General features: G+C 73.4%; 11 protein-coding genes. 4 read left to right on the top strand and 7 right to left on the bottom strand.

The annotated features are described in order from the left end of the window. The first annotated feature begins 413 nt into the window (after window positions 1-413). Window positions 414-1,601 (top strand): aldose epimerase family protein, encoded by a 1,188-nt coding sequence (locus tag O2V61_RS17705; protein WP_269184587.1) that lies wholly within the window; start codon window positions 414-416, stop codon window positions 1,599-1,601. Between the two features lie 50 nt (window positions 1,602-1,651). On the opposite strand, the gene paaE is transcribed toward O2V61_RS17705, so the two are convergent. From paaE to paaA, 5 genes are all read right to left on the bottom strand, one after another. Beyond that, window positions 1,652-2,728: a 1,2-phenylacetyl-CoA epoxidase subunit PaaE gene (gene paaE, locus O2V61_RS17700; RefSeq protein WP_269184586.1), complete on the bottom strand. Its 1,077-nt coding sequence runs from the start codon at window positions 2,726-2,728 to the stop codon at window positions 1,652-1,654. Next, window positions 2,728-3,237 carry a 1,2-phenylacetyl-CoA epoxidase subunit PaaD gene (gene paaD / locus O2V61_RS17695; RefSeq protein ID WP_269184585.1) on the bottom strand — a complete coding sequence of 170 codons (510 nt, stop codon included), beginning with the start codon at window positions 3,235-3,237 and terminating at the stop codon, window positions 2,728-2,730. Before paaD ends, paaE begins: the two co-directional genes overlap by 1 nt. Before the next feature lie 8 nt (window positions 3,238-3,245). Further along, window positions 3,246-4,157 (bottom strand): 1,2-phenylacetyl-CoA epoxidase subunit PaaC, encoded by a 912-nt coding sequence (paaC, locus tag O2V61_RS17690; RefSeq protein WP_269184584.1) that lies wholly within the window; start codon window positions 4,155-4,157, stop codon window positions 3,246-3,248. A gap of 99 nt (window positions 4,158-4,256) precedes the next feature. Next, window positions 4,257-4,649, bottom strand: coding sequence for a 1,2-phenylacetyl-CoA epoxidase subunit PaaB (paaB, locus tag O2V61_RS17685; RefSeq protein WP_442929181.1), 393 nt, complete (start codon window positions 4,647-4,649; stop codon window positions 4,257-4,259). Beyond that, window positions 4,649-5,614: a 1,2-phenylacetyl-CoA epoxidase subunit PaaA gene (gene paaA, locus O2V61_RS17680; protein WP_269184583.1), complete on the bottom strand. Its 966-nt coding sequence runs from the start codon at window positions 5,612-5,614 to the stop codon at window positions 4,649-4,651. The genes paaB and paaA overlap by 1 nt, the downstream gene beginning before the upstream one ends. Before the next feature lie 434 nt (window positions 5,615-6,048). Between paaA and paaK the strand changes: the two genes are divergently transcribed. The 3 genes from paaK to paaZ all read left to right on the top strand — a co-directional run bounded on the left by paaK (window position 6,049) and on the right by paaZ (window position 10,185). Continuing rightward, window positions 6,049-7,410, top strand: a complete 1,362-nt coding sequence (paaK, locus tag O2V61_RS17675) for a phenylacetate--CoA ligase PaaK (RefSeq protein ID WP_269184582.1) — start codon at window positions 6,049-6,051, stop codon at window positions 7,408-7,410. 70 nt (window positions 7,411-7,480) lie between these two features. Next, complete coding sequence (locus tag O2V61_RS17670) at window positions 7,481-8,131, top strand: TetR/AcrR family transcriptional regulator (protein WP_269184581.1); 651 nt, start codon at window positions 7,481-7,483, stop codon at window positions 8,129-8,131. Next, entirely contained in the window at window positions 8,128-10,185 is a 2,058-nt protein-coding gene (gene paaZ / locus O2V61_RS17665) for a phenylacetic acid degradation bifunctional protein PaaZ (RefSeq protein ID WP_269184580.1), read from the top strand. Before O2V61_RS17670 ends, paaZ begins: the two co-directional genes overlap by 4 nt. A gap of 24 nt (window positions 10,186-10,209) precedes the next feature. Here paaZ and O2V61_RS17660 read toward each other — a convergent pair whose 3' ends face one another. Together O2V61_RS17660 and O2V61_RS17655 are read right to left on the bottom strand one after the other, a co-directional pair. Continuing rightward, complete coding sequence (locus tag O2V61_RS17660; RefSeq protein ID WP_269184579.1) at window positions 10,210-11,040, bottom strand: IclR family transcriptional regulator domain-containing protein; 831 nt, start codon at window positions 11,038-11,040, stop codon at window positions 10,210-10,212. Between the two features lie 106 nt (window positions 11,041-11,146). Beyond that, window positions 11,147-12,649: an amidohydrolase family protein gene (locus tag O2V61_RS17655; protein ID WP_269184578.1), complete on the bottom strand. Its 1,503-nt coding sequence runs from the start codon at window positions 12,647-12,649 to the stop codon at window positions 11,147-11,149. Window positions 12,650-12,782: the final 133 nt, after the last annotated feature.

The raw sequence follows: 12,782 nt of genomic DNA, 5'->3' as shown, positions 1-12,782 counted from the left end.
GCCCCCACCGCGGCGTGCTCGTGGACCACGTCCACGCCGGGCCGCCGGGAGGGGCTCGGGTCCCCGGGCTCGGCTCGCCCGGGTCGCAGAGCACCATGCCCAGCCCGGTCGCGATCCAGACCTGGATCTCGCGCTCGGTGTGGTGACCTCGGGCGGACCCCGCTTCCCGACGTCCCATTGACACCTCTCCACCCGCGTCCCTACGGTCGGCCCCGTTCCACCGGAGTGATCGAGGGCACACCCTGTTCGCCGTCCATGGTGTCGGCGGGGTGGGCCCGCACCACCGTGCGATGACGCCGGTGGACCACCACGGACACCGGAGTCCCGCCATGCCTGGACACGCCACCCCGCCCTCCTCCGCCCGGCCGGCCGCAGCAGCGACCCGACGGCGCCGACGGCGCCACTGGCCCCTGGTGGCCACGCTCAGCACCGGGCTCCTCGTCGGCACCGCGGCGGCGCCGGCCGCGGCGACCGAGGACCGGCCCGGGCGGGGCGGCGGCCCCGACCGCGGCTCCGCGAGCACGACCGTCGAGCCGTTCGGCGCCGCGCCCGACGGCACGCCGGTCGAACGCTGGACGCTGAAGAACGGCGACATGACCGTCCGGGTGCTCACCTACGGCGGCGTCATCCAGACCCTCGAGGTGCCCGACGCACAGGGGGAGGTGGAGAACGTCGTCCTCGGGTTCCCCGACGTGGCCGGCTACGCCGCCGACACCGACCCGTACTTCGGGTCGCTGATCGGCCGCTACGGCAACCGGATCGCCGGCGGGAGCTTCGAGCTGGAGGACGAGACCTACCAGCTCCCGCTCAACGACGGCCCGAACACGCTGCACGGCGGGCCGGACGGGTTCGACGACCGGGTGTGGACGGCGACCCCGGTCGGCAACCGGCACGTCGCTGCGCTGCGGCTGGAGCTGGTCAGCCCGGACGGCGATCAGGGCTTCCCCGGCACCCTCACCACCGCGGTCACGTACGCGATCGACCGGCACAACCGCCTCGCCGTCCGCTACGAGGCGACCACCGACGCGCCGACCGTCGTCAACCTCACCCAGCACACCTACTGGAACCTCGCGGGTGAGGGCTCGGGCACCATCTACGACCACGAGCTGATGATCGACGCCGACGCCTACACGCCGGTCGACGAGACCCTCATCCCGACCGGGGAGATCGCGCCGGTCGAGGGCACGCCGTTCGACTTCCGCGAGTCCACCCCGATCGGGGAGCGCATCCGGGTCGCCGACCAGCAGCTGCTCTACGGCCAGGGCTACGACCACAACTGGGTGCTGGACCGGGAGGACGACGGCGCGCGCGAGGGCTCGGACAGCGAGGACGCGCTGGAGAAGGCGGCCGTGCTGCACGACCCGGAGAGCGGCCGGACCCTGACGATCGCCACCACCGAGCCGGGGCTGCAGTTCTACTCCGGCAACTTCCTCGACGGGACGCTCGTCGGCACCGGCGGGAGCGTCTACCGGCAGGGCGACGGGGTGGCGCTGGAGACCCAGCACTTCCCGGACTCCCCGAACCAGCCCGACTTCCCCTCGACGGTGCTGGTGCCGGGCGAGGAGTACCAGAGCACCACGGTGTTCATGCTCTCCAACTGAGGCAGTGCGGCTGGCTGCGGACGGGCTCTCCCCGTCCGCAGCCGGCCGTCTCAGGCGTCGTAGTCGACGGTGACCCCGTCGGTCAGCGGGAGCGACTGGCAGGTCAGCACGTACCCGGCGTCGACCTCGCCGGGGTCGAGTGCGTAGTTGCGGCGCATCTCCACCTCGCCGTCGGTCACCCGGGCCCGGCAGGTGCCGCACACCCCGCCCTTGCAGGCGAACGGCAGGTCGCCGCGCACCTGCTGCGCCGAGTCCAGCACCGGCACCCCGCGCGGCAGCGTCAGCGTGGTGGTGCGGCCGTCCAGCACGATCGTCACCGAGCTGCTGGGGCCCTCGACGGTCTGGTCGTCGCCGCGGACCGGCTCCGGGGGCAGGTCGTCGACGTAGAACAGCTCCTGGTGCACCCGCTCGGCCGGCACGCCGAGCTCGGTGAGCAGCTCCCGGGCGTCGGTGACCATGCCGTGCGGGCCGCACAGCCACCAGTGGTCCACGTGCGGGGCGTCGGTGAGGGCGTCGACCAGGGTGCGCAGCCGGTCGCCGTCCAGCCGGCCGCTGGTCAGGTCGGCGTCCCGCGGCTCGCGGGACAGCACGTGCACCAGCTGCAACCGGGTGCCGTAGCGGTCCTTCAGGTCGGCGAGCTCGTCAGCGAACATCACCGTGTTGGTGCGGCGGTTGCCGTAGAAGACGGTGACCGTCGACTCGCCGTCCCGCAGGACGGTGGCGGCCAGCGAGAGCACGGGGGTGACCCCGGAGCCGGCGACGACGAAGACGTGGTCACCGGGCACCGAGAGGTCGGCGGTGAACGTGCCCGACGGGGGGAGCACCTCGATCTCGTCGCCCGGCCGCACCTCGTTGACCAGGTAGGCGGAGAAGAAGCCGCCGGGCACCTCGCGGACCCCGACCCGGGGAGCTTCGCCGACCGGGGCGCAGATGGAGTACGAGCGCCGCTCGTCCCGGTCGCCGTCCACCCGGCGCAGGGTCAGCGCCTGGCCGGGGCGGAAGGAGTAGTCCTCGGCCAGTTCGGGCGGGACGTCGAAGGTCACCGCCACGGCGTCGTCGGTGAGCCGCTCGACCTTCGCGACCCGCAGCGGGTGGAACTGCGGCCTGCGCCGGGTGCTCGCCGTCATCAGATCTCCTTGAGGTGCTCGAAGGGCTCGCGGCAGACCCGGCAGCGGCGCATCGCCTTGCACGCGGTCCCGCTGAACTCGCTGATCTCCTCGGTGTCCGGCGACCCGCACTGCGGGCAGGTCGCCGTCCGCCGGGACGGGCCGAGCTGCAGGGGCACCGGACCGGAGCGGCGCACCGGCGCGTCCCCGGGCGGTGCGATCCCGCCGGCGGCCAGCTTGCGGCGGCCCTCCGCGCTGATCCAGTCGGTGCTCCAGGCGGGGGAGAGGACCGTCCGGACGTCGACGTCGGCGAACCCGGCCCGGTGCAGCGCGTGCACCAGGTCGGCGCGCATCACGCCCATCGCCGGGCAGCCGGAGTAGGTGGGGGTGATCTCCACGACGACCGTGCCGTCCTCGTCCCGGACGTCGCGCAGCACCCCGAGGTCGGCCAGCGTCAGCATCGGCAGCTCGGGGTCGGTGACCGTCTCCGCCACCGCCCGCGCGTCGGTGCCGTCGACAGAAATGGCCATTTCTGCACTCACCAGGTGGCGGCCGGGTGTTCGCGGGCGGTGGCCTGGAGCTCGGCGATCAGGACGGCGGACTCCGGGCCGTGGTCACCCGCCCGGCCGCGGCTGGGCTGCGGGGCGGGCCACTCGGGCACGGTCAGGGTCGCCCGCTCCAGCACCAGGGTGAGCACGTCGCGCACCTCGTCGAGGAGCTCGGCCGGGTCGACGGCCACCCCGGCAGCGGTCAGCCGGGTCTCGACGTCGGTGGCGGTGAACAGGTCGGCGAGCAGCGGCCAGACGGCGTCGACCCCGGCCTGCGTGCGACGGTGCGACTCCGGCGTCCCGTCGCCGAGCCGGAGCACCCAGCGGGCGGCGTGGTCGCGGTGGTAGGTCAGCTCGGGCACGCCCTTGGCCGCGATCGCGGCGAGCACCGGGTCCCGGGACTCCCGCAGCCGGGCGAACAGGGCCACCCGCCAGGCCGAGGCGGCCAGCAGCCGGACGACGGTCTGCCCGAAGTCGCCGTTGGGGGCCTCGACCAGCCCGGAGTGGCGGAACTCGTCGGGATCGCGGAAGTAGGCCAGCGCGTCCTCGTCGGGGATGCTCGCCGTCGCCCGCTCGCGGCTGCGGCCCAGCACGCCGACCGACCCTGCCCGGGCCAGCAGCAGCCGGGCCTGGCCGAGCAGGTCCAGCCCGCAGTTGGCGAGGGCGACCTCCTCCTCCAGCTCGGGGGCGTTGGTCACCCACTGGGTGAGCCGCTGGCACAGCACCAGCGCGTCGTCGCCGAGCATCAGGCAGTAGGCGCCCAGGTCTGCGGGGTCGATGCCCTCGGGCACGGTGGTGTCGACCCCGGCCAGCGGCTCGTCGAAGCCGGTGCCGAACGCCCACTGCCCCTCGCCCCCGTGCGCATGGTCCAACGCCTCGTACACAGTCTCTTCATGGGCCACGACGGAACCTCTCTTCCGGGCACGGAGTGCACGGCCATCGGCCCCCTCGCAGGGGCCCGCTCGCCGAGGAACGAGGCGAGTGGGGGGCGAGGGGGTCCTTTACATGTGGGGGACGTTGTCCGGGATGTCGTAGAACGTCGGGTGCCGGTAGACCTTGTCGCCGCTGGGGGCGAACAGCGGGTCCTTCTCGTCGGGGCTGGAGGCGGTGATGTCACTGGCCCGCACGACCCAGATGCTCACGCCCTCGTTGCGCCGGGTGTAGAGGTCGCGGGCGGCGTGCACGGCCATCTCGTCGTCGGGGGCGTGCAGCGAGCCCACGTGCACGTGGTTCAGGCCGCGCTTGCCGCGGACGAACACCTCGTACAGCGGCCAGTCCCGCTTGCTGACCGCCGGCTGGTCGGTGACCGGCACCCCGGGCCCGGTGGGGACGGCGCCGTGCCCGCCCTCGGCGGTCACGTCGCCCATCGTCGCGCCGCCGTCCTGGTCGGTCATCAGGCGCCCACGGCCGCGTGCTTGTCCGCGTACGCGGTCGCGGCCTCGGTGACCCAGGCGTTGTCGTCGCGGGCGGCGCGGCGGCGGGCGATCCGCTCGTCGTTGCACGGCCCGTTGCCGGCCAGCACCTGCTTGAACTCCGACCAGTCGATCGGGCCGAAGCGGTAGCGGCCGGTCTCGGGGTCCGGCGCGAGCTCGGGGTCGGGCAGCGTCACGCCCAGCACCTCGGCCTGCGGCACGCTCATGTCGACGAAGCGCTGGCGCAACTCGTCGTTGGTGTGCCGCTTCACGCCCCAGGCCATCGACTGGGCCGAGTTGGGGCTGTCGTCGTCCGGCGGGCCGAACATCATCAGCGAGGGCCACCACCAGCGGTCGACGGCGTCCTGCACCATCGCCCGCTGGGCGTCGGTGCCGCGCATCATCGTCATCAGCAGCTCGTAGCCCTGCCGCTGGTGGAAGGACTCCTCCTTGCAGACCCGGATCATCGCCCGGGCGTAGGGGCCGTAGCTCGACCGGCACAGCGGCACCTGGTTGCAGATCGCCGCGCCGTCGACCAGCCAGCCGATGACGCCGACGTCGGCGTAGGTGAGCGTCGGGTAGTTGAAGATCGAGCTGTACTTCTGCTTGCGCTCGATGAGCTTGTCGGTGAGGTCGGCCCGGTCGGCCCCGAGGGTCTCCGCGGCCGAGTAGAGGTACAGCCCGTGGCCGGCCTCGTCCTGCACCTTGGCCAGCAGGATCGCCTTGCGCCGCAGGCTGGGGGCGGCGAGCAGCCAGTCGCCCTCGGGCTGCATCCCGATGATCTCCGAGTGCGCGTGCTGCGCGATCTGCCGGATCAGGCCCTTGCGGTAGCCCTCGGGCATCCAGTCGCGCGGCTCGATGCGGTGGTCGGCCGCGATCGTGGCGTCGAACTGCTGCTGCAGCGCGGTCTCGTCAGGAACAGGGCGGTCCAGCGTCGGCGCAGACATGACGTCCCCTCGTCGGGCGATCATTTACTGACCATGCGGTCGGTATTCAGTGTCCACCCTCACCCGGCGCGGCACAAGCCGTCCCCACCGGACTGCGGTAGCCGCGGGCGTGCTGCCGCTGCCGCTGCCGCTGCCGCTGCCGCGGACATTGCACGCCTTCCGTGCGCAGTGCTCGTGCTGCAGCACGAGCACTGCGTGCACTGGGCGTGCAAAGCGGGGCGGGGGAGCGGGGCGTGCAAAGCGGGGCGGGGGAGCGGGGCGTGCAAAGCGGGGCGGGGGAGCGGGGCGGGGAAGCGGGGCCGGACGGCGCGGGGCGGGTTGACAGCCGTCCCGGTGAGGAGTTGGTTACTGACCACCTGGACGGTATTGAGGTGCCCCGTGCGCCCGGCCGGCCGGCCGGCAACGACGCTCGGCGACCGCGGAGGACACAGCGCATGACCACAGCGACCGGGACCACGGGCACGGACGAGAACGCCCGCCGGCTGGGCTCGGCGCCCGACCCGGCGCAGCTCGACCCGGCAGAGCGGATGGGCGTCGACGAGCTGCGCGCGCTGCAGCTGGAGCGCCTGCAGTGGACCCTGCAGCACGTCTACGCGAACGTCCCGCACTACCGGGCGGCGTTCGACGCCGCCGGCGTGCACCCCGACGACTGCCGGGAGCTGGCCGACCTGGCGCGCTTCCCGACCACGAGCAAGGCCGACCTGCGGGAGAACTACCCGTTCGGGATGTTCGCCGTCCCGCAGGAGCAGGTCCGCCGGGTGCACGCCTCCTCCGGCACCACCGGGCGGCCGACCGTCGTCGGCTACACCGAGGCCGACATCGACACCTGGGCCACCGTCATGGCCCGGTCCATCCGCGCGGCCGGCGGCCGCCCGGGCGACAAGCTGCACAACGCCTACGGCTACGGCCTGTTCACCGGCGGGCTCGGGGCGCACTACGGCGCGGAGAAGCTCGGCTGCACGGTCATCCCGGTCTCCGGCGGCATGACCCCGCGCCAGGTGCAGCTGATCCAGGACTTCCAGCCGCGGGTGATCATGGTGACGCCGTCCTACCTGCTCACGATCATCGACGAGTTCGAGAAGCAGGGCCTGGACCCGCGCGCCTGCTCGCTGGAGATCGGCATCTTCGGCGCCGAGCCGTGGACCGAGGAGATGCGCCGGGAGATGGAGGAGCGCCTGGACATCGAGGCGATCGACATCTACGGGCTGTCGGAGGTCATGGGCCCCGGCATCGCCCAGGAGTGCGTGGAGACCAAGGACGGCCTGCACATCTGGGAGGACCACTTCTACCCGGAGGTCATCGACCCGGACACCGGCGCGGTGCTCCCCGAGGGCGAGCAGGGCGAGCTGGTGTTCACCTCGCTGACCAAGCAGGCGATGCCGGTCGTCCGCTACCGCACCCGCGACCTCACCCGGCTGCTCCCGGGCACCGCCCGGCCGGGCATGCGCCGGATGGAGAAGGTGACCGGCCGGACCGACGACATGATCATCCTGCGCGGGGTCAACGTCTTCCCGACGCAGATCGAGGAGGTGGTGCTCCGGACGCCGGGGCTCTCGCCGCACTTCTCCCTCGAGCTGACCAGCCGCGGCCGGATGGACCACCTGACCGTGCACGTGGAGGCCCGGCCCGACTGCCCGGCCGACCGCCGCGACGCCGCGGCCCGCGAGGTCGGCACTGCGGTCAAGGACACCATCGGGATCACCGTGGAGGTGTCCGTCGTCGACCCCGAGACGCTGGCCCGCTCGGTCGGCAAGCTGCAGCGGCTCACGGACCGCCGTGAGAGGAGCGGGGCGTGAGCATCGCAGCGAGGGACGAGCGAGGAGCGGAGCGCCCCGCGGGAGCGAGCCGTTCTGCAGAGGAACGGCCATGACGGTCGCGCCGGCGCGGCGGGGGAGACCCGGGCACTCGCTGGACTCGTTGTTGGACACCGCGGTGGCCGTGTTCATCGAGCGCGGGTACGAGGCGACGAGCATGGACGAGCTGGCGGCCCGGCTCGGCGTCACCAAGTCGGCGATCTACCACCACGTGCCGAGCAAGGTGGAGCTGCTCCGGCTCGCCCTGGACCGCGCGCTCAACGCGCTGTTCGCCGTGCTGGACGAACCGGGGGCGCTCGACGGCCCCGCCATCGACCGGCTGGAGCACGTCGTCCGCGGGTCGGTGCGGGTGCTCACCACCCACCTGCCGTTCGTGACCCTGCTGCTGCGGGTGCGCGGCAACTCCGCGGTCGAGTCCGAGGCGCTGGAGCGGCGCCGCGAGTTCGACCGGATCGTCACCGACCTGGTCCGCGCGGCCGAGGAGCAGGGCGACGTGCGGCCCGACGTCGACCCCGCGGTGACCAGCCGGCTGCTGTTCGGCACCGTCAACTCCCTCACCGAGTGGTACCGGCCCGGCCGCGGGCTGGACGCCGACGCGCTGGCCGACGCCCTCGTCACCACCACCTTCAGCGGCCTGCGCACGACACCCCCCAGCGGCTCGCGCACGACAGCCGCACCCGTCCCTCCGGAGGTGCTCCGATGACCGCACCGATGCTGCCGAGCTACGTCGCCGGCCGCTGGTACACCGCCCCCGACGAGGGGACGCCGATCGCCGACGCCGCCACCGGGGAGACCGTCGTCCGGGTGTCCAGCACCGGGCTGGACGTGCCGGCGATGCTCGACCACGCCCGCTCGGTCGGCGGCCCCGCGCTGCGCGAGCTGACCTTCCACCAGCGCGCGGCGCTGCTCAAGCAGCTCGGCCTGCGGCTGATGGCGGAGAAGGACGCGTTCTACGCGCTGTCCCGGCGCACCGGCTGCACCGACCGGGACACCGCCGTGGACGTCGACGGCGGCTTCGGCACGCTGCTGTCCTACGCCAGCAAGGCCCGCCGGGAGCTGCCCGACGACACCGTGGTCCTGGACGGCGCCCCCGAGCCGCTGGGCCGGGGCGGCACCTTCCTCGGCCAGCACCTGTACACCCCGCTGCGTGGGGTCGCGGTGCAGGTCAACGCCTTCAACTTCCCGGTCTGGGGCTTCCTGGAGAAGTTCGCACCCGCCTTCATCGCCGGCGTGCCGACGGTGGTGAAGCCGGGCAGCCAGACCGCCTACCTGACCGAAGCCGTCGTCCGCTCGATCGTGGACAGCGGCCTGCTGCCGGAGGGCAGCGTGCAGCTGCTGGCCGGCAGCGCTGCCGGCGTCCTCGACGGGCTGGCCGGGCAGGACCTGGTCTCCTTCACCGGCTCGGCGTCCACCGCCCGCAAGTTGCGCAGCCACCCGGCGGTGGTGGCGAACTCCGTGCGGTTCAACGCCGAGGCCGACTCGCTCAACTGCGCGGTGCTCGGCCCCGACGCCGGCCCGGACACCCCCGAGTTCGGTCTGTTCGTCGACCAGCTGGTCACCGAGATGACCGTCAAGGCGGGCCAGAAGTGCACCGCCATCCGCCGGGCGCTGGTCCCGCGCGAGCTGGCCGACCACGTCGTCGAGGCGACCCGCGCGAAGCTGGCCGACGTCGTGGTCGGTGCGCCGGGTGCCGAGGGCGTCACGATGGGCCCGCTGGCCAGCCTGGACCAGCGGCAGGAGGTGCTCCGTGCGGTGAAGGCGCTGCGCGGGGTCGCCGACCTGGTCGCCGGGGACCCGGACGACTTCTCCGTCGTCGGCGCCGACCGGGACCGGGGCGCCTTCCTGCCCCCGATGCTGCTGCGCTGCGACGACCTCTCCGCCGGTGAGCCGCACGACGTCGAGGCGTTCGGGCCGGTGAGCACGGTGCTGCCCTACGACGGCGTCGAGCAGGCGGTCGAACTGGCCGCCCGCGGGCAGGGCAGCCTGGTCGGCTCGGTGGTCACCCACGACCAGGGGTTCGCCCGCGCCTTCGTGCGGGGTGCGGCGCACTCGCACGGTCGCATCCTGGTGCTGGACCGGGACGACGCGCAGGAGAACACCGGGCACGGCTCACCGCTGCCCGTGCTGGTGCACGGTGGCCCGGGCCGGGCCGGCGGTGGGGAGGAGCTCGGCGGCATCCGCGGGGTGCTGCACCACATGCAGCGCACCGCCGTGCAGGGTTCGCCCGACATGCTCACCACGATCGGCGGGCGCTGGGTCACCGGCGCCCAGCGGCGCGAGGACGACGTCCACCCCTTCCGCAAGTCGCTGGCCGAGCTGCGGATCGGGGACTCGGTGACCGCCGGGCCCCGGGCGGTCACCCTCGCCGACATCGAGCACTTCGCCGAGTTCACCGGCGACACCTTCTACGCCCACATGGACGAGGCGGCGGCGGCGGCCAACCCGCTGTTCGGCGGCCGGGTCGCGCACGGCTACCTGATCGTCTCCTGGGCCGCCGGCCTGTTCGTCGACCCCGACCCCGGCCCGGTGCTGGCCAACTACGGCGTCGACGCCCTGCGGTTCCTCACCCCGGTCAAGCCCGGCGCGGAGCTGACGGTCACCCTCACCGCCAAGCAGATCACCCCGCGCGGTGGCGCCGACCACGGCGAGGTGCGCTGGGACGCGGTCGTCGTCGACGGGGACGGGCAGCCGGTGGCCACCTACGACGTGCTCACCATGGTGGCCAAGACCTGGCCGCCGGCGGCCGGCCCGAGCTGAGCGGCGCCCGGCGGCGGATCGGGGTCAGCCGGCGGCGGTCGAGCCGTCCGACCGGCGGGCGACCTCGACGTGCGGCCGGGTCTGCCACAGCGCCCACTCGGCGCTGACGTCCCCGGCGGTGCGCAGCAGCCGGGGGAGGTGCTCGGTGAGCAGCTGCTCGGTCGAGGTCTCCGCGGCGTGCACGGTCACGTTCATCGCGGCGCGCACCGCGCCGGTCCCGTCCCGCACCGGCACGGCGACCGAGCGGACGCCGGGGGCCAGCTCCTCGTCGGCCAGCGCCCAGCCGCGGGCGCGGACCTCGGTCAGCTCGGCCTGCAGCTGGTCGGCGGAGCGGCCGATGTAGGCCGGGAGCCCGGCGCGGCTCGGCTGGGCCAGCGTGGCGTCCAGCTCGGCGGGGGAGAGGGCGGCGAGCAGCACCTTGCCCTGCGAGGTCTGCACGGCGGGGAACCGCGTGCCGATCTCCACCCGCAGGGTGATCAGCTTCGGCACGGCCACCCGGGCGACGTACACGATGTCCGAGCCGTCGAGCTGGGCCATCGAGGAGGACTCACCGGTCCGGGCGACCAGGGCCTCCAGGTGTGGGCGGGCGATCTCCCACAGGCCCAGTGCCCCGACGTAGGCCATGCCGAGGGTGAGCACCTTCGGGGTGAGCCGGAAGGCGCCGGTGGACGAGCGGACGAACCCGAGCTCCTCCAGGGTCAGCAGCAGCCGGCGCGCGGTCGGCCGGGCCAGCCCGGCTGCGGCGGCGACGTCGCTGAGCGTCATGACCGGGTGGTCGGCGTCGAAGCAGGCCAGCACGTCCAGCCCGCGTGCCAACGCCTCCACGAAGTCCGGCCCCGTGCCCCGTCCTGCCACTGCGCATCCCCCCTCGTCCTGCGTCCGTGCCCGTGTGGTCCGGCGATGACCCCGCAGCGTCCCCGCGCCCGACCCGACAGCGGGCCCGGCGCGGGGACGCGGGAGATCAGTGTGAGGTGTGCTGGTCCAGCGAGGGCTCACCGAACACGTCGCCCCGTGCCCCGTGGGTGGAGTGGGACTTGTACTCGGTGTAGGTGTACGGGTTGTCCAGCACGTCGTCGTCCGGCAGCGCCGGGTTCATGCCGGCTGCCCACGCCTCCGGGCCGAGGGTCGACTGCAGGTGCTCGACCGTCGCGTCGACGGTCCGCCGCACCGCGGCCAGGTCGGCGCCGACCAGTTCGTGCTCGTGCTTCACCACCCGGCCGCCGACGAGCACGGTGTGCACGTCGCCGCGCTGGGCCTGGAAGGCCACGTGCCCGTAGGGGTTCAGCAGCGGGAAGGAGACCGGCGACCGGTCGTTCTTGATCAGCACGACGTCGCCCTGCTTGCCCGGCTCCAGGCTGCCCAGGTCGTCCCGGCCCAGCGCCTGCGCACCGCCCCGGGTGGCCCAGTCGACGACCTGCTCGGCCCGCAGGTGCACCTGGGTGACCGTCTGCCCCCGGGAGTGTGCCTCCAGGTGCTCCCGCGACCGGTCGGCGCCCAGCGTGCTGCGCATCGCGGAGAACAGGTCGCTGCTCCACCAGACGCTGGTGTCCATCGACAGCGAGACGGGGATGCCGTGCCGGCGGACCTGCCAGGTGGGCGGGTAGCCCTGCCCGGCGCTCTGCTCGGACTCCGTGGACACCGAGATGGAGCCGCCGGTCGCGGCGATCCGGTGGTAGGAGTCGGTGGTCAGCGTGGCGGCGTGCACGTAGACCGTCTCCGGCGTCATGAAGCCGTTCTCGTGCATCAGCCGGATGCCGTCGTCGCCGGTGGCCCCCCAGACGCCGGCGTGCGTGGTGACCGGCAGGCCGAGTTCACGCGCCACCTCGAAGGCGGGCTTCTCCGGGAACGCGGGGTCGCCGGTGACGTCGAAGGCCAGCTGCAGGCCGAGCTTGCCCTCCTCCTGCCTGCGCTTGAGGAACGCCTGGACGGCCGGGTCGGTGGCCCACTCCCAGGGGCCGGCCTGGATGTTGCCGTAGGCCAGCAGGAACCGGCCGGGGACGGCGAGCAGGGCGTCGGCGGCGGCCTCGGCGTGGTCGACGGTCTGCAACCCGTGCGACCAGTCGACGGTGGTGGTGACACCGGCCTCGACGGCGTCCCAGGCGGAGAGCAGGTTGCCGGCGTACACGTCCTCGGGACGGAACGCCTTGCCGTGCTCGAGGTAGTACCAGACGAAGTACTGGGTCAGCGTCCAGTCCGCGCCGTAGCCGCGCATCGCGGTCTGCCACATGTGCCGGTGGGTGTCGATCATCCCGGGCATCACGACGCCACCGCGCGCATCGATCTCCCGGGTGCCGGCCGGCACCTCCAGCTGCTGGCCGACGGCGGCGATCTTCCCGTCCACGACGAGCACGTCGGCCTCGGGCAGCACGGTGTGCGCGTCGTCCATGGTCAGCACGGTGCCGTTGCGCAGCACGACCGGGCGGTCGGTCGCCTGCCCCGCGACGTCGGTGTCGGGCTGGGACATCGTCTTCCTCCAGGCCGCCGCCGAGGCTGCTGCGAACGAGTGTCCGCAGAACGGTCAGCCTGGCGACCGTCCCACTCTCGGGGTGATCGCGGCCACATGTCAAGGCGAGCATCGAACCAGTGCTCTCTAGTTG

Origin of the sequence: Modestobacter sp. VKM Ac-2985, assembly GCF_026967925.1 — a bacterium.
Taxonomy (GTDB): domain Bacteria; phylum Actinomycetota; class Actinomycetes; order Mycobacteriales; family Geodermatophilaceae; genus Modestobacter.
This window is presented reverse-complemented; position numbering and strand designations above follow the sequence as displayed.

Coding starts and splice junctions, on each gene's coding strand:
- paaE (WP_269184586.1), bottom strand. CDS start 2,728: ATGACGGCGAGCACCCGGCGCAGGCCGCAGTTCCACCCGCTGCGGGTC.
- O2V61_RS17670 (WP_269184581.1), top strand. CDS start 7,481: ATGACGGTCGCGCCGGCGCGGCGGGGGAGACCCGGGCACTCGCTGGAC.
- O2V61_RS17655 (WP_269184578.1), bottom strand. CDS start 12,649: ATGTCCCAGCCCGACACCGACGTCGCGGGGCAGGCGACCGACCGCCCG.
- paaB (WP_442929181.1), bottom strand. CDS start 4,649: ATGACCGACCAGGACGGCGGCGCGACGATGGGCGACGTGACCGCCGAG.
- paaK (WP_269184582.1), top strand. CDS start 6,049: ATGACCACAGCGACCGGGACCACGGGCACGGACGAGAACGCCCGCCGG.
- paaA (WP_269184583.1), bottom strand. CDS start 5,614: ATGTCTGCGCCGACGCTGGACCGCCCTGTTCCTGACGAGACCGCGCTG.
- paaD (WP_269184585.1), bottom strand. CDS start 3,237: ATGGCCATTTCTGTCGACGGCACCGACGCGCGGGCGGTGGCGGAGACG.
- paaZ (WP_269184580.1), top strand. CDS start 8,128: ATGACCGCACCGATGCTGCCGAGCTACGTCGCCGGCCGCTGGTACACC.